General features: G+C 73.5%; 15 protein-coding genes and 1 pseudogene. 9 read left to right on the top strand and 7 right to left on the bottom strand.

Annotated features, from left to right (window positions below; translation table 11 throughout):
• Nucleotides 1-168 precede the first annotated feature (168 nt).
• From ACZ4Z2_RS16330 to ACZ4Z2_RS16300, 7 genes are all read left to right on the top strand, one after another.
• A complete protein-coding gene (locus ACZ4Z2_RS16330) occupies nucleotides 169-756 on the top strand; it encodes a GNAT family N-acetyltransferase (RefSeq protein WP_468076446.1) in 588 nt (195 codons plus the stop codon).
• Between the two features lie 56 nt (nucleotides 757-812).
• Nucleotides 813-2306 (top strand): ABC transporter substrate-binding protein, encoded by a 1494-nt coding sequence (locus tag ACZ4Z2_RS16325; protein ID WP_468076444.1) that lies wholly within the window; start codon nucleotides 813-815, stop codon nucleotides 2304-2306.
• Nucleotides 2303-4075, top strand: coding sequence for an ABC transporter permease subunit (locus tag ACZ4Z2_RS16320; RefSeq protein ID WP_468076706.1), 1773 nt, complete (start codon nucleotides 2303-2305; stop codon nucleotides 4073-4075). Before ACZ4Z2_RS16325 ends, ACZ4Z2_RS16320 begins: the two co-directional genes overlap by 4 nt.
• 38 nt (nucleotides 4076-4113) lie before the next feature.
• On the top strand, nucleotides 4114-5403 hold the full coding sequence (locus tag ACZ4Z2_RS16315) for an MDR family MFS transporter (protein WP_468076704.1): 1290 nt from the start codon (nucleotides 4114-4116) through the stop codon (nucleotides 5401-5403).
• Nucleotides 5404-5496: 93 nt separating this feature from the next.
• On the top strand, nucleotides 5497-5994 hold the full coding sequence (locus ACZ4Z2_RS16310) for a DUF2975 domain-containing protein (RefSeq protein ID WP_468076442.1): 498 nt from the start codon (nucleotides 5497-5499) through the stop codon (nucleotides 5992-5994).
• Entirely contained in the window at nucleotides 5994-6269 is a 276-nt protein-coding gene (locus tag ACZ4Z2_RS16305; protein WP_468076440.1) for a helix-turn-helix domain-containing protein, read from the top strand. Before ACZ4Z2_RS16310 ends, ACZ4Z2_RS16305 begins: the two co-directional genes overlap by 1 nt.
• 140 nt (nucleotides 6270-6409) lie before the next feature.
• Nucleotides 6410-7579 (top strand): amidohydrolase, encoded by a 1170-nt coding sequence (locus tag ACZ4Z2_RS16300; protein WP_468076438.1) that lies wholly within the window; start codon nucleotides 6410-6412, stop codon nucleotides 7577-7579.
• Between the two features lie 64 nt (nucleotides 7580-7643).
• Here the strand turns inward: ACZ4Z2_RS16300 and ACZ4Z2_RS16295 are convergent, their stop codons facing one another.
• From ACZ4Z2_RS16295 to ACZ4Z2_RS16275, 5 genes are all read right to left on the bottom strand, one after another.
• Nucleotides 7644-10463, bottom strand: coding sequence for an NHLP bacteriocin export ABC transporter permease/ATPase subunit (locus ACZ4Z2_RS16295; RefSeq protein ID WP_468076436.1), 2820 nt, complete (start codon nucleotides 10461-10463; stop codon nucleotides 7644-7646).
• A gap of 1 nt (nucleotide 10464) precedes the next feature.
• Complete coding sequence (locus ACZ4Z2_RS16290) at nucleotides 10465-12630, bottom strand: NHLP family bacteriocin export ABC transporter peptidase/permease/ATPase subunit (RefSeq protein ID WP_468076702.1); 2166 nt, start codon at nucleotides 12628-12630, stop codon at nucleotides 10465-10467.
• Between the two features lie 68 nt (nucleotides 12631-12698).
• Complete coding sequence (locus ACZ4Z2_RS16285) at nucleotides 12699-13505, bottom strand: hypothetical protein (protein WP_468076435.1); 807 nt, start codon at nucleotides 13503-13505, stop codon at nucleotides 12699-12701.
• Between the two features lie 100 nt (nucleotides 13506-13605).
• Nucleotides 13606-13821 carry a type A2 lantipeptide gene (locus tag ACZ4Z2_RS16280; protein WP_468076433.1) on the bottom strand — a complete coding sequence of 72 codons (216 nt, stop codon included), beginning with the start codon at nucleotides 13819-13821 and terminating at the stop codon, nucleotides 13606-13608.
• Between the two features lie 502 nt (nucleotides 13822-14323).
• A complete protein-coding gene (locus tag ACZ4Z2_RS16275; protein ID WP_468076432.1) occupies nucleotides 14324-14737 on the bottom strand; it encodes a PaaI family thioesterase in 414 nt (137 codons plus the stop codon).
• Nucleotides 14738-14933: 196 nt separating this feature from the next.
• Here ACZ4Z2_RS16275 and ACZ4Z2_RS16270 point away from each other — a divergent pair, with 196 nt between their 5' ends.
• Nucleotides 14934-16292, top strand: coding sequence for a S1 family peptidase (locus ACZ4Z2_RS16270; RefSeq protein ID WP_468076430.1), 1359 nt, complete (start codon nucleotides 14934-14936; stop codon nucleotides 16290-16292).
• An 83-nt stretch (nucleotides 16293-16375) separates the two neighbouring features.
• Here the strand turns inward: ACZ4Z2_RS16270 and ACZ4Z2_RS16265 are convergent, their stop codons facing one another.
• Nucleotides 16376-18523, bottom strand: a complete 2148-nt coding sequence (locus ACZ4Z2_RS16265) for a SpoIIE family protein phosphatase (protein WP_468076428.1) — start codon at nucleotides 18521-18523, stop codon at nucleotides 16376-16378.
• On the opposite strand from ACZ4Z2_RS16265, the pseudogene ACZ4Z2_RS16260 reads away from it, so the two are divergent.
• Nucleotides 18471-19328 (top strand): annotated as a pseudogene (locus ACZ4Z2_RS16260) (LuxR C-terminal-related transcriptional regulator); the annotation flags it as partial. The gene ACZ4Z2_RS16265 and the pseudogene ACZ4Z2_RS16260 overlap by 53 nt on opposite strands.
• Here the strand turns inward: ACZ4Z2_RS16260 and ACZ4Z2_RS16255 are convergent.
• The gene (locus ACZ4Z2_RS16255) at nucleotides 19251-21191 is read right to left on the bottom strand and encodes an ATP-binding cassette domain-containing protein (protein WP_468076700.1); all 1941 of its coding nucleotides are present in this window, start codon (nucleotides 21189-21191) and stop codon (nucleotides 19251-19253) included. The pseudogene ACZ4Z2_RS16260 and the gene ACZ4Z2_RS16255 sit on opposite strands and share 78 nt — an antisense overlap.
• Nucleotides 21192-21270 lie beyond the last annotated feature (79 nt).

Here is a 21270-nt window from a genome sequence, read left to right as displayed (position 1 = left end):
GACCCCGAAGTACCCGCGAGCCGCCGCAGCACGCGTACGGGGAACGGCGGCCGGGGGCGAACGGTCGTGTACCGGCCGCCCGGGCGCTCCCGCACGCCACCCCCGGCCGTGGCCCGGCCGGCCCCTCCCCCGAGCAAGACGATCAGCCTTATTGCATATGATGTGCAGGTGCTGGATTACGACATCAGGCCCGCGGGCTCCGACGACCTCGACCGTGCGCGCGCGGTGATGCTCGACACCGTCTACCGGGACTTCGGCACGGGATACGTCCCGCGCTGGCACGGCGACATCATCGATCCGTACGGCGCGTACGTCCTGCCCGCCCGGCACACCCTCCTGGTGGCGGTCGACGTGCGGGACGGAGCGGTCGTCGCCACCGGCGCCCTGGACTCCCGCGGCCCCGCGCACCCGCCCAACCCGCGCCGTCTGGCCGAGCGTTACCCCTCCGGCGCCACCGCCCAGCTGCGCCGGATCTATGTGCGCCCCGAGCATCGGCGGCGCGGCCTCGCCCGGCGGCTGGTCGCGGCGCTGCTGGACTTCGCGGCGGCCGACGGCGGCTACCGCTCCGTCTATCTGCACACCGACCCAGGGGTCCCCGGCGCCGAGGACTTCTGGCGCTCGCAGGGCCACGTGGTGTGCGACGAGCGGGTGGAGACCGGCGAGCGGGTCGTGCACTTCGAGATCCCGATGCCCACACGTCCCGCCTCCGGCGCACCCGGCGAACCCGTCCCCACGGCGACCTCGCCGGTCAGGTGAGAACCCCGCCCCCGCCCCTCCCCATCGGCCGCCCCCGCCCCGGAGACCCAGGAACCATGCGCTCCCCCCGCCGCCGTCGCGTCGTCGCCGGACTGCTCCTCGCCCCCGCTCTGACCGGCTGCTTCGCCTCCGGAGGCGACCCGTCCGGCGGTGGCTCCGCCGACGGCTCCCGGCTGCGCGTCGCCCTCGCCTTCCCGCCCGCCGAGAACTTCTCCCCGTACGGCGCCGACGCCACCCTCCTCAGCCGGCTCGGTGTCACCGAGGGGCTGACCGCGCTGGACGCCAACGGCGCGGCGGCCCCCGCCCTCGCCGAGTCCTGGAAGCGGGAGAACGACCGGAACTGGCTCTTCACCTTGCGCGAGGCGACCTTCCAGGACGGCACCGAGGTCACGCCCGCCGCGGTCGCCACCGCCCTCACCCGTGCCACCGAGGCCCGGCCCGTCCCCGCCGCGCTCTCGGGGATCACGCTCACCGCGCGGAAGAGCGGCGCGCGGAAGATCCGGGTCACCACCGAGGACCCCGACCCCGCCCTGCCGCTGCGCCTGTCCAGCCCCGGCCTCCCGATCCTCTCCGCCAAGGCGTACGCCGGGAAGCGCGTGAACCCCAGCGGCACGGCCACCGGCCCGTTCGAGCTGACCGGGATCACCGGTACCAGCGCCGCCACCCTGGACCGCTACGACGACCACTGGGCCGGGCGTGCCCAGGCGTCCGGCATCGACGCCCGGTTCATCGCCGACGGCACCGCCCGCACCAACGCCCTGCGCACCCACCAGGTCGACATCGCCGAGGCCGTCCCGGTGTCGCAGGCATCCACCCTCGACAAGGACACCCGGCACGAAACCGCCACCACCCGCACCACCAGCCTCCTCCTCAACACCAGGAAGGGCGCCTTCAAGAACCCCGGGCTCCGCGCCGCCGCGCGCGAGGCCGTCGACGGCTCCGTCCTCGCCGAGGACGTGTACGAGGGACACGCCGACCCCGGCGTCGGAGTCTTCGGCCCGGCCGTGACCTGGGCCGCAGGCAAGCGCCCCGAACCCACCGGACGGGCGGAGGCGGCCGACCCCGCGGGCACCCGGATCACGGTCGCCACCTACGACAACCGGCCCGAACTGCCCGAGGTCGCCCAGGTGCTCCAACAGCAGCTCCGCAAGGCCGGGTTCGAGGTGGAACTGGAGGTGCGCGAGTACTCACGGCTGGAGCGCGACGCCCTCGCCGGGACGTTCGACGCGTTCATCGGCGCCCGCAACTCCCTGCTCGACACGGGCGACCCCGTCTCGATCCTGGCCGGCGACTTCACCTGCGACGGCGGCTACAACCTCGCGCTGCTGTGCGACAAGAAGGTCGACCGGGCCGTCGCGGCCGCCGCGCGGCAGTCCGACACCGCCGCCCGGCAGCGGGCGGCGGTGAAGGCCGAGGCGGCGGTCCTCGCCACGGACGCCACCGTCCCCCTCGTCCACCAGCGGATCATCACCGGCGTCGGCACCTCCGTACGGGGCGTGATCCTCGACCCGTACGAGCGGACCCTCATCGGAACGGGGACCCGGCGCTGACACGGACACTCTGGCGCGCCCTCCTCGCGGCCGCCCTGCTGTGCGGCATCGGCCTGCTGCCGTGGCTGTCGCGCACCGACCCGGCCCTCACCGTCCTCAAGGCGCGCTCCGCGGAACGCGACCCGACACCGGACGCCCTGGCCGCCGTGCGCGACCAACTCGGCCTCGACGCGGGCCCGGTGACGCTGCTGGGGGAGTGGTTCCGCGGGCTGGCGCACGGTGACGCGGGACGGTCGTGGATCTCCGGCGGCGAGGTCACCCCCGCCGTCGTCCAGGCGCTCGGTGTGTCCCTGCTGCTGATGGCCGCCGCGCTCGCGGTCGCGCTGCTCACCGCCGCGGCGGTGAGCGCCCGCACCCTGCGGCTGGGCGCGGGACGACGCCTCGACGACCGCCGGGGCACCGGCGGCGGGGCGGCGGTCCTGGCCGCGCTGCCCGAGTTCCTCACCGGATCCGTGCTCGCGACCGTCGTGGGGGTCCACCTCGGCTGGCTCCCCGCGCTCGGCTGGTACGGCCCGCGCTGGACGGTGCTGCCCGCCCTCGCCCTCGGGCTGCCCGCCGGCGCGCTGCTCGGACGGATGCTCGACGACCTGCTGCCGGGCGCCTTCGCCGAACCCTGGGCGCTCGCCGCCGCCGCGCGCGGCACTCCCGGGCGGACCGTGGCCCGGCAGGCCGTGCGCCGCTGTGTGCCCGGACTCCTGCCGAACGTCGGCCTGTTCGTGGTCGGCCTCACCGGCGGCGCCGTCGCCGTCGAGCAGATCTTCGACATACCCGGCCTGGGCCGCACCACCCTCCAGGCGGCCATCGCACAGGACCTGCCCGTCCTCCAGGCCGGCACCCTCGCCCTCGTCCTGCTGGCCGCCCTCGCCGCGGCCTGCGCCCGGCTCGCCGCCCGCCTCCTCGTCGGCCCGGCCCTCCGCGACGGCGCCCTGACCTCCCTGCACCGCCCGAAGCGCTCCCAGCCGCGCTCGGCACCCCTGGTCCTCGGCGCCGTCCTCCTCGGCACCATCGCCGTCGGGCTGACCCGCGACCCGCTCGCCCTCGACACCGGCTCGCGGCTCCGGCCTCCGTCCTGGGCACACCCCTTGGGCACCGACGCACTCGGCCGCGACCTCCTCGCCCGGCTCGGACACGGGGCGTTCACCACGCTCTCCCTGGCCGTCGCGATCAGCGCCGCCGCGCTGGTGACCGGAGTCCTGCTGGGGCTCGTGCCGCGCCTGTCCGGGCCGCTCGTCGACACCGCCAACGCGCTGCCGGCGGTCCTCGCCGGACTGCTCGTCGCCGGCGTCGCCGGGAACGGAGCCACCACCCCCGCGCTCGCCGTCGCCGCCGTCGCCTGGGTGCCGCTCGCCGCCCACACCAGCGCCCTGCTCGAACAGGAGCGGGCCACCACCCACATCACCGCAGCCAGGGGCCTCGGCGCCTCCGGCGGACAACTGCTGCGCCGGGAGATCCTCCCCGCCCTCCTCCCGCCCGTCACCCGCCACGCCCTGCTGCGGCTGCCCGCCGTGGCACTCGCCCTGACCTCCCTCGGCTTCCTCGGCCTGGGCGCCCAGCCGCCCGACCCCGAGTGGGGCCTCCTCCTCGCCGAGAACCAGCCGTACGCCGAACGCGCCCCCTGGGCCGTCCTCGCCCCCGCCGCCGCCCTCGCCCTGCTCGGCGCGCTGGCCGTCACGGCGGCGGGCGGAGTGCGCCCGCCCCGCCCGTACACCAGGGCCGTACGGCGACCGAAACCCGCCGTCGCCGCCACCACCGCAGGAGAGACCGCATGACCGAGCCCCGACGACAGAGCGGAACCGCTCCCGACCCGATGGCCGACGCGGGCGCGGCCCCCGCGCCGAAGGCCGCCGAGACCTCGCGGGACCGGCCCGCCACGCCCTCGCCGCGCCGCACCTGGGAACGGCTCAACCCGCTGCTGCGGCTGCTGATCCTCACCCAGCTGGCCTTCAACGTCGGCTTCTACGCCGTGCTGCCGTTCCTCGCCGAGCACCTCGGCACCGCGATCGGCATGGCCGGCTGGATGGTCGGATTCGTGCTCGGGCTGCGGACGTTCAGCCAGCAGGGCCTGTTCGTGGTGGGCGGGGCGCTCGCCGACCGGTACGGCGTGCGTCCCGTCGTCCTCGCGGGCTGTGTGCTCCGGATCGGCGGGTTCGTGTGGCTCGGATACGCCGAGGCGGCCTGGTCGGTCATCGGCGCCGTGCTGGTGATCGGCTTCGCCGCCGCGCTGTTCTCGCCCGCCGTCGAGTCCGAGGTCGCCCGGCAGGCCGTCGTCTGGGAGGACTCGGGAGGCGGGCCCCGTACGCGTGTGCTCGCGCTGTTCACGGTCGCGGGGCAGGCCGGGGCGTTCGTCGGCCCGCTCCTGGGGGCGCTGCTGCTGTCGGTCGACTACCGCGTGGTGTGCCTCGCGGGTGCCGGGGTCTTCGTCCTCGTCCTCGCCGGGCACTTCCGCCTGCTGCCGCAGCACATACCCGGCCGGGAACGGGTCGTGGTGCGGGGCGGCCTGGGCGGGCTGCTGCGCAATCGCCGTTTCCTCGCGTTGTGCGGCGCCTACGGGGCCTATCTGCTGGCCTACAACCAGCTGTATCTCCTCCTTCCCGACGAGGTGGAGCGCGCGACCGGGTCGCAGGCGGCGCTCGCCTGGCTGTTCGGGCTGTCCTCGCTGCTGGTGGTGACCGCGCAGCTGCCGGTGACCCGCTGGGCGGCGAACCGGCTGGACCTGCGGCGGTCGATGGCGGCGGGGCTGCTGCTGATCGCGGCTGGGTTCGCCGTGGTGGCCCTGGCCCGGCCCGCCGGCTGGACGGGCACCGCGGGGCTGTTGCCCGCCGCCGGGTTCGTGGTGCTGCTGACGCTCGGGCAGATGCTCGTCGCCCCGGCCGCGCGGGCCTGGGTGCCCGACCTCGCCGTCGAGGGGCGGCTCGGGCTCTACACCGGGGCGATGTCCTCCGTCTCCGGTCTGATCGTCCTGCTGGGCAGCGCGGGCGCCGGGTCCCTCATGGACATCGGGCTGCCCGCGGCCGTCCCCTGGGTGGTGCTGGCCGCCGTCCCGGTCGCCTCGATCATGCTGCTGCCCAGGCGCCCGCGAACCGCCGGGCGGCCCTGACAGCCCGTCACCGATCTCCCGTGAGAGACCCCTTGTTGCCACACGTATCGAAAATCGATAGATTTCCATCGCTCATCGAGAGAAGGAGGGGTGATGGGAAAGCTGACGACGCTCGCGCTCCGCGTGGTGATCGCGATGCTGTTGGCGGGCTCGGTGCTGGTGCAGGCGGTGATGGTGCCCTTGCTGGCCGCCGATCTGGGGGACCTGGACCCGGACGTGGCGCACGTGCGCACTCCGGTGCTGGTGATCGTGGTCCTGGGAGTGGTGACCGTCCAGGCGGTCCTCGTCTGCGTGTGGCGGCTGGTGACGATGGTCCGGCGCGACACGGTCTTCTCCCACGCGGCCTTCCGCTATGTGCACGGCGTGATCGGGGCGATGGTGGCCGCCTCGGCCCTGGTGTTCGCGCTCGGTGTGGTCCTGGCGCCGGGCGAGGCGGTCGCCCCGGGCATCGTGCTGCTGCTCGGCGGGATCTCCCTGGCGATCCTCGGTGTCGCGCTCATCGTGCTCGTCCTGCGGATGCTCCTCGCCAAGGCCGTCGCCCGCGACATCGAGGCGGCGCGGATGCAGGCCGAACTGGCCGAGGTGATCTGATGCCGATCGCCGTCGACATCGACGTGATGCTGGCCAGGCGGAAGATGTCCGTGGGCGAACTCGCCGAACGCGTCGGGATCACGCCCGCCAACCTGGCCGTCCTCAAGAACGGCCGGGCCAGGGCGGTGCGGTTCACCACCCTGGAGGCCCTGTGCGAGGTGCTGGAGTGCCAGCCGGGGGACCTGCTCCGCTGGGAACCCGGCCCACCGGAGGACGACGACGCCGAGGCCGACCCGGTCCGGCCGGGCGCGGTGGAGGCGGGCACCGCGGGCTGACGGACGCCACGGGCTGACGGACGCCGACGCGCCGGATCGGGGCGAAGGGTGCGCAGAGGGCACCGGGCGGTGTCGTTCCGCCGTCCGGTGAAACCCGGAGGCCGACGACCACTGGTCCGCCGAGCATCCGGGAGGCCCCCGTGTCCCATGACTCCGACGCCCCGTACCGGCGCGTACGCGCGGCGGTCGCCGAACGGTCCGACGCGTGCTGGAAGGTGGCGACCACCCTGCACGCCGACCCGGAGTACGCCTTCGCCGAGCGGCGGGCGGCGGCGCTGCTGACCGGCGAACTGCGGCGGGCCGGCTTCGAGGTCCAGGAGGGTGTGGCGGGGATGCCGACGGCCTTCGTGGCGCGCTCGGGCACGGCACGGCCGGCGGTGGCGCTGCTGCTGGAGTACGACGCGCTGCCCGGGCTCGGCCACGCGTGCGGCCACAATCTGATCGCCGCGGCCGGTCTGGGCGCCGCGCTCGCCGCCCGCACCGCCCTGGACGACGGCGCCGGATCGGTGCTGGCGATCGGCACCCCGGCCGAGGAGGGCGGCGGGGGCAAGGCACTCCAGGCGGAGGCGGGCGTCTTCGACGACCTCGACGCCGCGCTCATGTTCCATCCCGGGGTGCACGACTGGACCCGGGCTCCGCTGACGGCACAGGAGCAGTACCGGGTCGCCTTCCACGGCCGGGCCGCCCATCCCACGGGCAACCCCACCGAGGGCATCGACGCGCTCGCCGCCCTCGTCGAACTCTTCAACGTCCTGGCCGCGCTCGGCCGCCGGCTGCCGAGGGCCTCCCACATCCAGGGCATCATCACCCACGGCGGCGAGGCCACGAACATCGTCCCCGCCTTCGCGGAAGGCCGCTTCGGACTGCGCGCGGCCACCACCGACGCGCTCGACGAACTCGCCGGACAGCTCGCGACCTGCGCCGACGGCGTGGCCCTGGCCACCGGCACGAAGGTCACCGTCGAACGGGCGACCGTCCGGTACGAGCACTTCCGCGACAGCGGGCCGCTCTCCGACCGCTTCGCCGCCCACCTCGACCACGCCGGCATCCGCCTGGGCCCGCCCGCGGACGGCGTGTACCTCGGCTCCTCCGACATCGGCAACGTCAGCGCCCGCGTCCCCGCCATCCACCCCTTCGTCGCGATCATGGACGAGGACGGCTCCGACCACACGCCCGAGTTCGCCGAGGCCGCCGCCTCCGAACGGGCCCGCCGGGTGCTCCTGGCGGCCACCGAGGCACTGGCGTGCACGGCCGTCGACGTCCTGCGCGACCCCGATCTGCGGGAACGGGCCCGGCGCGCGCACGGCTGAGGCACGCGGCAGTGGCACCCGGTCCCGGGTGCGGACCGTCCCGCACCGCACCCGGGACCGGGTGTCAGGTCATCTGCCTGCGCACCAGTTCGTGCAGACGTCCCCCGGTGTCCGCCAGCAGCCGCGCCGGCGGACCCACCTCGACGACCTTCCCGTCCTCCATCACGACCACCCGGTCCGCGTCCATCACCGTGGACAGCCGGTGCGCGATCACGATCCGTGTGGCGTTGAGGGCGCGGGTGCTCTCCATGACCGTGCGCTGGGTCTCGTTGTCGAGGGCGCTCGTCGCCTCGTCGAAGAAGAGGATGCGGGGGCGCCGGATGAGCGCCTGGGCGATCATCAGCCGCTGGCGCTGGCCGCCGGAGACCGCCCCGTTGCCCTGGACGATGGTGTGCAGGCCCATCGGCATGCGCCGGATGTCGTCCGCGAGCCCCGCCATCTCGGCCGCCGCCATCGCCTCCTCGGGCGTGTACGGCTCCGTACCGCAGATGACGTCCAGGATCGAGCCCGTGAACGGCTGGGCGTGCTGGAGGACCACACCGCACTGCCGGCGCACCGCGGACTGGTCGAGGGCGGTCAGGTCCTGCCCGTCGTACAGGACGCTGCCCGACACCGGCCGGTCGAAGCCGATGAGCAGCCGCAGCAGGGTCGACTTGCCGCAACCGCTCGGGCCGACGACCGCGACGAACTCGCCGGGCTCGATCGCGAAGGACACGTCGTCCAGCACCAGCGGGCCGTCGTCCGCGTAGCGGAACGACAGCCGGCGCGCCTCGATCGCGCCGGAGAGCACACCGGGGCGCGTGCTCGCCGTCCGCACCTCCGGGGTCGCCTCCAGCACCGGCTTGATCTCCTCGAACAGCGGCAGCACGGCCACCGCCGACACGAACGCGCCCGTCAACTGGGTGACCGAGGTGAGCAGCATGGTCACCGAGGTGTTGAAGGTGAGGAAGTCCGCCGCCGACATCGAGCCGCGCGCCGGGCCCGCCAGCAGCATGAACATCAGCAGCGTGCACAGCGGCAGATACACCGCCCCCAGCACCGTGTTCAGGTTCTTGATCCCGCCGACCTTCTGCTGGAGCTCCCGGCTGCGGGCGAACTCGCCCGCCCAGGCGGCGTACGCGTAGTTCTCCGCGGCCGCCACCCGCAGCTTCGGCAGACCCCGCAGCGTCTGGAACGCCTGGTTGTTCAGCTTGCTGCCCAGGACCACCAGACGGCGCTGCCAGCGCACCTGCCACAGACCGAGGCCGAGGAACACCGCGGTCACCACCACCAGCATGCCGATCGCGGCCAGCGCCATCGGCACGCTGTACCAGAGCAGCAGCGCCAGGTTCACGGCACCGATCGTCACCGACTGCGCGACCACCGGCCCCACTCCGGCGAGCGTGCGGCGGATCGCGCTGATGCCCATGGCGGCGCTCGCCAGCTCACCCGTCGAACGCGACGCGAAGAACTTCGTCGGCAGCCTCAGCAGCCGGTCCCACACCGCCGGTTGGAGCGTCGCCTCGATCCGGCCCTCGAGACGCAGGATCGTCAGATTCTGCAGCAGCAGGAACGCCGCCGACACCACACTCGCGAGCATCACCGCGAGACACGCCTGCGCGATCAGGTTCTCCTGCGCCTTCGGCACGTACTCGCCGAGGATCCGGCCCGTCGCGATCGGCACCAGCGAGCCCAGCACCACCGTCACCAGACCGCTCAACAGCAGGCCCGTCATGTCGCCGCCGGTGCCGTGGAGACTGAACCGCATCAGGCGGAGAGGGGTCAGCACCCGTTCGGGCAGCGGCCGGTAGAACATCACCGCACGCGGCTCGAACTCCGCCGCGTTCGCCTTCTCCACCGGCGTCTCCCGGCCCGAGGACGGCTGCACGGCCACATAGCCGCCGCGCCGCCACAGCAGCGCCACCGGCGCACCGGACAGCGCCCGGTGGCCGACCAGCGGACCCACGTCGTCCCGCCACCAGTGCCCGTCCAGCCGTACGGCACGGACCCGGACCCGGGAGGCCAGCGCTATCCGCTCGACCGGATCGAGTCGGTCGCTCTCCGTGCCGCCCTGCGCGGGCTCCGCGAGGACGATCCCGGCCGCGCGGGCGACGAGCCGGCAGGCCGCGTACGTGGCGTCGGCGTCCGCGGCCGTCGTCCGCCGGGCCGCCGAGGACCGGCCGATGGAGGCGAGCAGCGTCCGGTCGGCCTGGACGCGGACCGCCTCACCGGCCTTGATACCGGCCGCCGTACGGTCCTCGTGGGTGCGCTCCAACTGCTCGATCCAGCGGTCCAGGGTGGCCAGCAGCCGGTACTGCTGGTCGACCATGCTCTGCCAGACCCCCGGGTCCATCAGCAGATCGGCCGCCGCCTCCGCCCCGTACAGCGAGCCGTACTGGACGCTGCCCGGCGGGACCTGCATCCAGAACACGTCGTCGTCGGTGGGCGCGGCGGCCTGCTCGGTGGCCATCGGAGCCTGGAAGAGGACGGACAGACCGCGGCCGACGCCCAGGGCGAGCGCGTACTCCAGCGGACTGCTCTGCGGGGGCACCAGTTGGGGGTTGCCCCATTCGTCGTACGACCACGTCCCGGTGCTCACCGGCTGGTACAGCTCCCGCAGCCCGATACGGCGCACCACACAGTCCCGCAGCGGGCGTGCCACCAGCGTGTGCTGGGGGCCCGTGACCGGGCCGAGCAGCAGGGCGCCCGCCTCCAGCCGCCCGAGATGGTGCCAGTGGCCCTGCTCCACGGCGTCGACCGCGAACAGGTCCAGCGCGCCCGCGGCCACCAGCCACAGCACCTGCGGGCCTTCGAGGTCGAGACGGGTGAGGCCCGCGCAGTCCAACGGCGTGCCCATGGCGCCCAGCGCACCGAGAACGAGGTCCCCCTCGTGGACGGCAGTCATCTCACCGCTCCCTGACCAGCCGGGCGTACGCGCCGCCGCGCGCCACCAGTTCCTCGTGCCGGCCACGTTCCACGATCGTGCCGTGCTCCAGGACGACGATCTCGTCGCTGTCGCGGACCGTGCTGAGCCGGTGGGCGATCACCACGCAGGCGCAGCCGCGCTTGCGCAGGTTGTCCATGACGACCAGCTCCGTCTCCGCGTCGAGCGCGCTGGTCACCTCGTCGAGGACGAGGATGCTGGGCCGGCGGACCAACGCCCGGGCGATCTCCAGACGCTGCCGCTGACCGCCGGAGAAGTTCCGCCCGTCCTGCTCGACCCGGCTGTGGATGCCTCCGGGGCGGCGGGCCACCACCTCGTACAGGGCCGCGTCCCGCAGCGCCTCCACCACGGCCTCGTCCGGGATCGACGGATCCCACAGGGCCACGTTGTCGCGGACGGTGCCCTCGAACAGGAACACCTCCTGGTCCACGAAGGAGACGGACGCGGCGAGCGCCCCGCGCGGGATGTCCTCAAGCCGCCGGCCGTCGATCCGGATCAGGCCCTCCCACGGCGCGTACAGGCCCGATATCAGCCGGGACACCGTCGACTTGCCGCTGCCGGAACCACCCACCAGCGCCACCTGGCGGCCCGGACCGACCGTCAGGTCGAAGCCGGAGAGCAGCGGCTTGTCGAGGGGGCTGTAGCCGAAGGTGATGTTCTCCAGCTCCACATGGCCGTGCAGCCGGCGGGTCGACTCGGCGGCGTCGGGACGGGCGTACAGCGGGTCGGCCTGGAAGTTCTCCACGTCCTTCAGCCGCGCCACGTCGGCCGCGAAGTCCTGGATCCGGCCCGCCACACCGTTGAGACGGGTGATCGGCGCGGTGAAACGCGTGACCAGGGCCTGGAAGGCGACCAGCAGGCCCACCGAGATATGGCCCTCGACCGCCCGCATCCCGCCGATCCACAGGATCAGCGCGCTGTTGAGGGAGGCGAGGGTCGGGGCGACCACCCCCAGCCAGGCGGTCGGTACGCCCAGCCGCTGCTGCTCCTCCAGCGTCGTCGCGTGCTGTCCGGCCCACTTGCGGAAGTAGCCGTCCTCGCCGCCGGTCGCCTTCATCGTCTCGATCAGCTGCAGACCGGTGTACGCGGTGTTCGTGAGCCGGGCGTTGTCGGCGCGCAGCTTCGCGGTGCGGGTCGCGCGCAGCCGGATCACCACCCGCATCGCCACCACGTTCAGCAGGGCGACCCCGATGCCGACGAAGGTGAGCTGCGGATCGTAGGTGTAGAGGAGCACGGCGTAGAGGACGACGACGATCGCGTCCACGCCGGCCGCCGCGAGATCGCGGGCCAGGGTCTCGGCGACCGCGTCGTTGGACTGGAGCCGCTGGACGAGGTCGGCGGGGCTGCGCTGCGCGAAGAACGTGACGGGCAGACGCAGGAGATGGCGCAGGAAGCGGGCGCTGCTGAGCGTCGAGGAGATCAGCCGGCCGCGCAGCAGGTTCGCCTGCTGCAGCCAGGTCAGCAGCACCGTCAGCAGCACACACGCGCCCATCGACGTGAACAGCACGCCCAGCAGCGAGGTCTGGCCGCCGATCAGGAACATGTCGATGTAGGTGCGGCTGAGCGCGGGCACCGCCGCGCCGACCGCCACCAGCAGCAGACTCGCGAGGACGGCGGCCGGCAGGGTGCCGGACGTGCCGCGCATCCGGGCGGGCATCGCGCCCAGCACCCCCGGTCTGCGGCCGCCCCGCTCGAAGTCGTCGCCCGGCTCCATGACCAGGACGACTCCCGTGAAGCTGGAGTCGAAGTCCTCCATCGCCACGAAACGGCGGCCCTTGCCGGGGTCGTTGATGTGGACGCCACGCCGGCCGAAGCGGCGCCCCATCCCGTCGTAGACGACGTAGTGGTTGAACTCCCAGAAGAGGATGGCGGGGGCGCTTACCTCGGCGAGGGCGGCCACGTCCATCTGCATGCCCTTGGCGGTCAGGCCGTAGCCGCGGGCCGCCTTCAGCAGATTGCTGGCGCGGGAGCCGTCGCGGGAGACACCGCAGGCGATGCGCAGCTCCTCCAGCGGGATGTGCCGCCCGTAGTGGCCGAGGATCATGGCGAGGGAGGCGGCGCCGCACTCCACGGCCTCCATCTGGAGCACGGTCGGGGTGCGGACGGCCTTCCGCCCGCCCTTGGGCACCGGGCGCTTCCTCGGCGCCGCCTTGCGCCTGCCGTGCGTCGACGGCGGGGCGGTGTCCGGTGTTGAGGTCACGGGAGCAGCCAATCGATCGGACGCTCGTCGGCCATGCGGACGGAAGCCGTGGCCATGGTCATGGAGGTCAGCTCGAACGGCGGCCCGTCCTGCGACGACCACTTGTAGCCCGACGCGGTCGACGCCTCCCGGTCCAGCCGTACGGTGACGGCCACCGGCCGGCCCTTCTTGGTGAACTGCTCGCCGAGCTGACGGTCCCCGAGGAACGCGGCGATCGACTGCGGGGTCTGCGCGGCGCGGTCCACCGACTTCACATGGCCGCGCAGCACCCCGTAGCGCTGGGTGGGCGCCGACTGGACGGTCAGGTCCACGGGCGCGTCGCGCGGGATGGAGGCGGCGCTCTCGGCGGGCACGTACACGGTGGCGTACAGCGGGTCGCCGGGTTCGGCGACCTTCTCGACGGCCGCGACATCGGCGCCGGTGCGGATGATCTGGCCCATGGTGGCGGCGAGCGCCGAGACGCGGCCGGCGGCGACGGACCGCACGACGGTCTCGCCGTCGGGGGTGGCGACCTTCAGCACCGGGGCCCTCGCGGGCAGCCGCTCGCCCTGCTTGACGAGCACGGCGGTGACCTGGCCCGCGACCGGGCTCTGCAGGACGTAGCTGCCCTGGTTGTGCGTGAGGACGGCGGGTGCGCTGACCGTGGACGCGACGGAACCCGTGACGGCCCACACGGAGGCGGCGGCCATGGCGACCACCGTCACGGACAGCACGAGCCAGCCCTGCGGGCGGGCGAAACGCACGGGGAGGTCGAGTTCCTCCGGCGACTGAAGCTTGGCGAGGGCCTGTTGGCGGAACTGCACGGTGCTTCCCTCACCTGAGAACCAAGGGGACGGGTACGACGGCACCCGAGAGCCCCGGAACCGTCAGGCGGTTCCGGGACTCAGCGGTACCGGAGGTCGATCAGAGACCGGCGACCAGGTTCGTGACCGGGGCGGTGTTCAGGCCGGTGACACCCTCGACGGTGCCGACAGCGGTGTTCACCAGACCGGAGACCGGGGCGATGCCGTCCACCACGCCGGTGACGGTGCCGACGGCGTTGACCTGAAGACCACCGGCAACGGCGTCCAGCGCGGCGTCCGACAGCTCAGCGGTCTCGACCTGGGGGGTGGAGTTCATGATGGAACTTCCCTTCGTATGGATATTCATAAGGGGGGAGCGGCCCCCTTCTGGGGACAGAACGACGGCCGCACACGGGGGCGCTCGACTCTCGTCTCCGAGAGCCCGGCGGCCCCTCGCGGTGCGATGGATCAAAGCAGATCGCTGTGGCGCTCAGCCAATCAAGAAGTGCTCTCACCAGCGCACTTGGTGACCAAGGGCGGACTTCCGTGCAGGATCGCGCACGCGTTGGGGCCAATCTCTTCACACCGCGCCCGGCATCGTCATGGCCGGTTCATTGCCACCCGGAAAACGAACTGGACACTCCCGCCTCAAAGACGCGGCGCCCGGCGGACCGCTGTGCAGATCCGCCGAGCGCCGTGACCCCGCTGGGCATTCGGTGTGGAGATTCCCTGAAGTCGCCGTTCCCATCGGTGACCGGAACAGACTGCTGTCGGTCGGTCGCCGAACGTGCCCGCCGCGGCGGCGACTTGTGCCGGTTCGCCGACGGAAGGGGAACTTGTCACCCCAGCAGGGCGTACACCGTGCTCGCCCGGGCCGCCAGGTCGCCCGATCCGGCCGTGGTCATGGCGATCTCGGCGAAGGCCATCCGGCGGCCCAGCTTGGTGAGCACCGCCTCGACGAGGACGTCCTCACCCACCACCGCCCGCTGGAAGCTGGTCGACTGCTGGACCGTCGTCATCGGTACGAAGGAGCCACGCGCCGCCGACACCGCGATCACCGTCGCCGTGTCGGCCGCCGCCATCAGCGCCTGACCGGACAGGGCACCGCCCTCACGGGCCAACCGGTCGGACCACGGCAGGCGCAGCACCGCGCGCCCCTCGTCCAGGTCGACGGCCGTCAGGCGCAGGCCGAGCACCCAGGGGGCGAAGTTGGCGGCGAGGATCTTGTCGGCTTCCGCGGGTGTGAGCGTCATGCGGGCATCGTTCCCGCCCGGGCGGGCGGGAAGTCGTGAAATGCCACCCGAACCGCACTTTGCGAAACGCAACGTCGAAATCTTTTTGCGAGGCGTTGAACACCCCCTCGGCGCCATCCGTACCAACTGGCAACCAGGCGCCCCCAGTTCACCCGCCGGACGGCGGCACGCACCCCCGTCCCCAGGAGGTCTAGAGTTGAGTCACAAACGAGCCACCAAGCGTAAGGCGTTCATTGCCGCAGGCGGTGTGGCGGCGCTCGGGGCCGCGGCCCTCGTCCTGCCGAACGCGATGGCGTCCCAGACGGAGTCGAACCAGGCCGCCCCGAAGACGCTCGCCGCGAGTGACGCCTCCGGTCTCGCCGCCCAGCTCCAGAAGACACTCGGGGAAGCGTTCGCAGGCGCGTACTACGACTCGGGCGACAAGCAGCTCGTCGTGAACGTCGACGGCCAGCGGATCCAGGGCGACGGCAACGTGCTCGCCCAGGCCGAACGGGCCGGTGCGGAGATCCGTGAGGTCGACAACAGCTGGTCCGAACTCAAGGCCGGCGCCGCGACGTTGAAGAAGCAGGCGACCGTCCCGGGCACGGCCTGGGCGATCGACCCCCGCACCAACAAGATCCAGGTCACCGCCGACTCCACCGTCACCGGCGAGAAGTGGGACACCATCGAGTCCACGGTGAAGTCCCTCGGCACCGGCATGGCGAGCATCAAGAAGTCCGCCGGCACCTTCAAGCCCTTCCTGGAGGGCGGCGACGCCATCTTCGGCGGCGGCGCGCGCTGCTCGGCCGGCTTCAACGTCACCAACGCCGACGGCACGCCGGGCTTCCTGACGGCCGGTCACTGTGGTGTCGTCGAGCCCGAGTGGGCGGAGGAGGAGGGCGGCGCGCCCATCGGCACCGTCGACGCGGAGACCGCCACCTTCCCCGGCGTCGGTGACTTCGCCCTGGTCAAGTACAACGACCCCGCCACCCAGGCGGCCAGCACCGTCGACCTCGGCAACGGCCAGACGGTGAACATCAACGCCGCGGGCGAGGCCACGGTCGGCCTCCAGGTCTTCCGTATGGGCAGCACCACCGGGCTCGCCGACGGCCAGGTGACCGGCCTCGACGCGACGGTGAACTACCCCGAGGGCACCGTCACCGGCCTCATCCAGACCAACGTCTGCGCCGAGCCCGGCGACAGCGGCGGCTCGCTGTTCACCCAGGACGGCCAGGCCATCGGCCTGACCTCCGGCGGCAGCGGTGACTGCACCGTCGGCGGCGAGACCTTCTTCCAGCCCGTCACCACCGCCCTCGCGGCGGTCGGCGCCACCATCGGCGAGGGCGGCGCGGGCGAGCAGGCCGACGGAGGCGCGGCCGCCGGTGCCGGTGAGCAGGAGGGCGCCGCGGCGGGCGCCGGCGAGCAGGCGGTCGGCGGCGCCGGTGACGCGGGCGCCGTGGCCGGCGCGGGTGACGCCGGCGCGGGCCAGGAGCAGCAGGGCGCCGACCAGCAGGGCGCCGACCAGCAGGGCGTCGGCGAGCAGGGCGTCGACCAGCAGGGCAACGCCGGTCAGTGACCCGTACCGGCACGGTCCGGCCCTCCCAGGGGATGGCCGGACCGCTGTCGTGTCCGTGGACGGTGGCGGTCAGATCCGCTGCGTCAGCCGGTTGCGATCGCCCGCAGCAGCAGCAACGCCACGTCGTCCGACCGTTCCTCCGCCGTGCCCGTCTCCTGGACGAGCCCGTCGGCGAGCGTCTCCAGCGGCCGGTCCCCGGTCGTGGCCAGCCGCTCCCCGAGATCGGCCAGCGCGTCCTCGATGTCGACGCCCGGCGACTCGATCAGCCCGTCGGTGTAGAGGGCGAGCAGGGAGCCCTCGGCGAGCGACACCTCGGTCGTCGGATACACGGCGGACGCGTCGATGCCGAGGAGCGGCCCGCCCGCGAGGTCCAGCACCTTCACCCGCCCGTCCGGCCGCCGCAGCAGCGGCGGCGGATGACCCGCGCGCGCCATGACGGCCGTCCCGTGCGCCGGATCGAGACGCAGATACAGACAACTGGCGAACAGGTCGCTCCCGAGGTCGATCAGCAGCCGGTTGGTACTGCTCATCACGTCCTCCGGCGCCTGCCCCACGGTCGTGTACGCGCGCACCGCCGTACGGATCTGCCCCATCAGCCCCGCCGCCGTCACGTTGTGCCCCTGCACGTCGCCGATCACGGCGGACGGCCGGCCGTGCGAGAGCACCAGGTCGAAGAAGTCGCCGCCGATGTCCATGCCCCGGGTCGCCGGCAGATAGCGGGAGGCCGCCTCGATGCCGGGGATCGACGGCAGCGAGTGCGGCAGCAGCGCGGCCTGCAGCCCGTGCGCCAGCTGATGCTTGGCGTCGTACAGCAGCGCCCGCTGCAACGCCTGGGCGATCAGCCCGCTGAGGCTGGTCAGCACCGCGCGCTCCTCCGCCGGGAAGGGATGCGGATCGGCGTAGCCGAGCACACAGGTGCCCACCGGCTGCCCCTGGGCGATCAGCGGCAGATACGCCCAGGCGCCCATCCCGTCCGGGGTCGACTGGCGCACCGGATAGAGGTGTTCCAGTTGCTGCCGGCTCTCGAAGAAGGCCGGCACCCCGGCGGTCAGGGCGCGGGCGCCGGGGGTCTGCGCGCTCAGCGGCATGCCGTCGAACCGTTCGACGAGATGCGGGTCCGTGTACCCGTGGTGGCCCAGCACATGGAGCCGTCCCGCCCGTGAGCCGAGCATCACCAGCGCCTGGGAGCCGACGGCCGGGACGATCTCGTTCGCGACCAGCTCCACCACGTCCTGCACCCCCACCGCCTCGGTGAGCGCGCTCGCCATGGCCAGCACATGGTCGATGGTCACCAGTCGGCCCGGTCCGTCCTCCTCGCCCTCCTGCCGCGCCGCACCCTTCGGCGAGGCGACCGCGCGGGCCCGGGAGATCCGTACGCTCAGCCCGTTCGTCCCCGGGTACAGCCGGAACGACAGCCACTCGTGGGGCGGCTTCAGCGCCATGAAGGACGTGACGTGCTGGCTCATCAGAGCGGCCCGGTAGCGGTCCTCGTGCGCGGGGTCGTTCAGCCACGGCACCGACGCCCACAGCTGCATGCCCAGCAGGGCGCTGACCGGGATGCCGAGCAGTTCGGCGGTGGCCGCGTTGGCGAAGGTGATCCGCCCGTGCAGATCGAGCGCGCACATCCCGTACGGCAGCCGCGCCACCATCCGGGCCGCCTCCACCGTCCCCAGCGTCCCCGCCACCATCGTCGTCGACGGCGCCGAGAGGTCCGGCTCCGGCAGCACCGGCCGGCCCTCCTCCTCCGCGCGCCGCAGCCGTATCGCGAGCCGGTCGCAGGCCGAGGTGAGGTTGTCGCGCTCGCGTTCGCTCAGCTCCGGCGGGTGCGAGCCCGGCCAGGTCAGGAAGACGGCGCCATAGGTGGTGTCGCGGGTCGCCACCGGCAGCGCGGCCATCGCGAACGGGTACGGCAGGACGACGGCGATCCGCGGGTAGCGGCGGGCCATCTGCTCCTCGCCGTTGACCCAGACCAGCCGCCGCTCCCGCACGGCCTCGGAGATCGGGGCCGGGGCGCTCAGGCTCACCCGCTCCCACGGCGCGGCGAAGGAACGCGGCAGCCCCGCCATCACCGCCATCTCCAGAACGGGTGCGTCGTGGGCGAGCAGGTAGACCGCACCGGAGTGCGCCTGGACGTCGTCCATCATCGAGGCCAGCGCCAGCGACAGCAGAGGATGGCCCATGCGTGCCGTCTCGACCGTCGTCCGCTCACCGGACGCCGGGACGTCGGACATGCCGACCACCTCCTCGCACGGTCGCGCCACCGCCCCCGCGTCAAGGCTCCCTCCTGACGGCCCGGCACGCACGGCGAGCCCGCCGCCGGGATCGCGCCCCGGTACCCCGACTCGCCGCGGGCATTCCCCCTGGATGGATGCGCGACCTTGCGCACGGGCGCCGTGCGTGCGCCCCCGCGCACCCCGTTGGCTGGTTCTTCGCGACCGGGCGCGGTCGAGTACGCCAAGAATTGGGCACGCGCTGAGACGAGCATGCGGCGATGGCCGGGGGAGGCGGAGGGCGAACGTGATCCAGGTACTTCTCGTGCACGACGAATGTCTGGTCCGGTCGGTACTGGCGGAGTGGCTACGCCGGGAGACCGACCTGGTGGTCTACGACGCGCCCTGGCGCACCGCGCCGGGGCGCGCGCGATCCCTGCGGCCGGACGTCTGCGCGGCGGACCTGGACTGCGCGGACGCGGTCGGCATTCCGCCCCTGGGCGATGTGCTCGACGCGGGCCGCGCGGCCTCCGGGCTCGTGGTCCTCGCCCACGCCAACCGGCCCGGTCTGCTGAAGCGGGCCGCGGAGGCCGGGGCCCTCGGCTACGTCGACAAGGAGGGCGCCCCGGAGCGGCTGGTGGCCGCGATCCGCCAGGTCGCCGGAGGGAAACGTTTCGTCGATGACTCGCTCGGCTTCGGCTTCCTCAAGGCCGCGGAGATGCCGCTGACCAGACGGGAGCTGAGCGTGTTATCCCTGGCCGCCGAGGGCGCCTCCGTCGCGGAGATCGCCGGCAGCCTGCACCTGTCCCACGGGACGGTGCGCAACTACATGGCCGCCATCACCCGCAAGACGGGGGCGCGCAACAGGATCGACGCGATCCGCATCTCGCAGGGCGAGGGCTGGCTCTGACGCAGCCGGCTCCGACGGGGCCGGCTCTGACGACGGGGCCGGCCCTGACCGGGCGGGGTCGCGGGGCGCGGGGGACCAGGCGCCCACCAGCTCCCGGTAGAACGGTGAGCGGGACATCAGGTCGTCGTGCTCCCCGTACGTGGCGCGGTGACCGTCCATGACCAGCACACGGTCGGCGCGGCGGGCCGAGCCGACCCGGTGGGCCACCACCACCAGGGTCGTGCCCGGCCGCCGTACGAAGGCCCGCTCGGCGCGCTCCTCGGCCTCCGGGTCCAGATGACAGGTCGCCTCGTCGAGGATCACCACCGGCGCGTGCGACAGATGGGCCCGGGCCAGCGCGATGAGCTGCCGCTCGCCGGCGGACAGCGCGCCGGGGTCGATCTCGGCCCCCGGCCCGCCCAGCCGTTCCATCAACTCCGTGAGCCCCACGGCCTCAGCCGAGGCCCAGAGTTCCTCCTGAGGCACGGGTTTCGGCCGCAGCTCGCCGAGGTTTTCCGCGAGGGATCCCCTGAAGACGTACGCCTCCTGCGGAATGAGTACCCGGTGTGCGCGCGCTGTGACGCCGGGTACCCGGTGTCCGCACAAGTGGACGGTGCCCTGCCGGGGACGCAGGAGGCCCGCGACGATCCCGGTGAGGGTGGACTTGCCGATGCCGCTGGGGCCCACGACGGCGAGGTGGGTTCCCGGGGGCACCCGGAGGTCGAGGTCCTCGATGACGGGCGCGGCGGCGCGGCCGTAGGCGAAGGTGACGGAGGAGAGGGCGAGGGCGTCGAGCGGGGGCCTCGGGAGGCGGGCGGCGCGAGGGGCCGGCTGCGGAGGGGACTGCGGCTGGTGACGGGGCTGCATGGGGGCCCGAGGCGACCGCGGCGGCTGTGACTGCTGTTCCCGCGCCTCGGGCGTCGGCCGGGGCGGGTGCGACGGCTCCTGCGCCGGCGCCAGGCGGCGCAGGACCACCGCGAGGCGCGAGCCGCTCGTGCCCAGGCCGTGGACCAGGTTCTGCAGGGCCGGCAGGAGGGACTGGGTGACGTAGGCGAGGGCGCCGATCAGGGCGCCCGCGGTGACACCGCGCGCCAGCAGCCAGGGGGCGGTCGCCAGCAGCAGGACGACGGGGAACTGGCCGCCGACGGCGAGGGACGCGACCCGCAGGACACCCCAGCGGGCGAGGGAGCGCGCCGCGCGGTACTCGGCGTCGACACGCCGCCCCATGTCGTCGGCGACCGGCTCCTCCGCACCGGCGGCCGTGATGTCCCGCAACCCCGGGCACACCGCGCCCAGCCCGCCGGCGAGGGCCTCGTCGGCGACGAGGAACGCCTCCTGCCTGCGGGCCAGGGGCCGTAGCGACGCGACGAAGAGGGCCACGCCCACGGCCAACGGCGGCACGACGACCAGCAGCAGCGGGGGAGCGAGCGAGAACAGCCCGATGAGCGCCCCGGCGGCCGTGAACACGAAGGAGCGGGACACCATCACCAGGCCGGCGAAGGTGTCCCGGGCGATCTCCACCTGCTGGGTCAGCCCCGACAGCGCGCCGTCGTCGGCCTCCCGCACGCCTCGCTCCACCACACCGCGTACGAGGCGGTCCCGCAGCGGTTCCACCAGCGCGGCGACGCACCCGTACACCCGCCCGGTCCCGAACGCCCCGACGGCCACGGCCGCGGCGCCGACCCCGAGCCACCCCACGCCGACCCCGGCCCGCCCGGCCAGAAAGCCCTCGTCGAGGGCCCGGGCGAGCGCGTACCCCATGAGGAACGTCTGCGCCGTCTCCAGCACCGACCACGCCACGAGCCGCACGACGACGGCGGCCCGCCTCCGCAGAAACCGCAGACCGCGACGCGGGAGGCCGGACCGAGGGCGCCGGGTC

This window comes from Streptomyces sp. NPDC030183 (assembly GCF_055573455.1).
Note: the sequence above shows the minus strand (reverse complement) of the source record. Positions and strands in the feature narration are given on the sequence as shown.

What these genes read in the sequence shown, in the direction of transcription:
- ACZ4Z2_RS16310 (WP_468076442.1), top strand. Translation starts at nt 5,497, where the DNA reads ATGGGAAAGCTGACGACGCTCGCGCTCCGCGTGGTGATCGCGATGCTG.
- ACZ4Z2_RS16265 (WP_468076428.1), bottom strand. Translation starts at nt 18,523, where the DNA reads ATGTCCGACGTCCCGGCGTCCGGTGAGCGGACGACGGTCGAGACGGCA.
- ACZ4Z2_RS16305 (WP_468076440.1), top strand. Translation starts at nt 5,994, where the DNA reads ATGCCGATCGCCGTCGACATCGACGTGATGCTGGCCAGGCGGAAGATG.
- ACZ4Z2_RS16275 (WP_468076432.1), bottom strand. Translation starts at nt 14,737, where the DNA reads ATGACGCTCACACCCGCGGAAGCCGACAAGATCCTCGCCGCCAACTTC.
- ACZ4Z2_RS16295 (WP_468076436.1), bottom strand. Translation starts at nt 10,463, where the DNA reads ATGACTGCCGTCCACGAGGGGGACCTCGTTCTCGGTGCGCTGGGCGCC.
- ACZ4Z2_RS16280 (WP_468076433.1), bottom strand. Translation starts at nt 13,821, where the DNA reads ATGAACTCCACCCCCCAGGTCGAGACCGCTGAGCTGTCGGACGCCGCG.
- ACZ4Z2_RS16315 (WP_468076704.1), top strand. Translation starts at nt 4,114, where the DNA reads ATGGCCGACGCGGGCGCGGCCCCCGCGCCGAAGGCCGCCGAGACCTCG.
- ACZ4Z2_RS16325 (WP_468076444.1), top strand. Translation starts at nt 813, where the DNA reads ATGCGCTCCCCCCGCCGCCGTCGCGTCGTCGCCGGACTGCTCCTCGCC.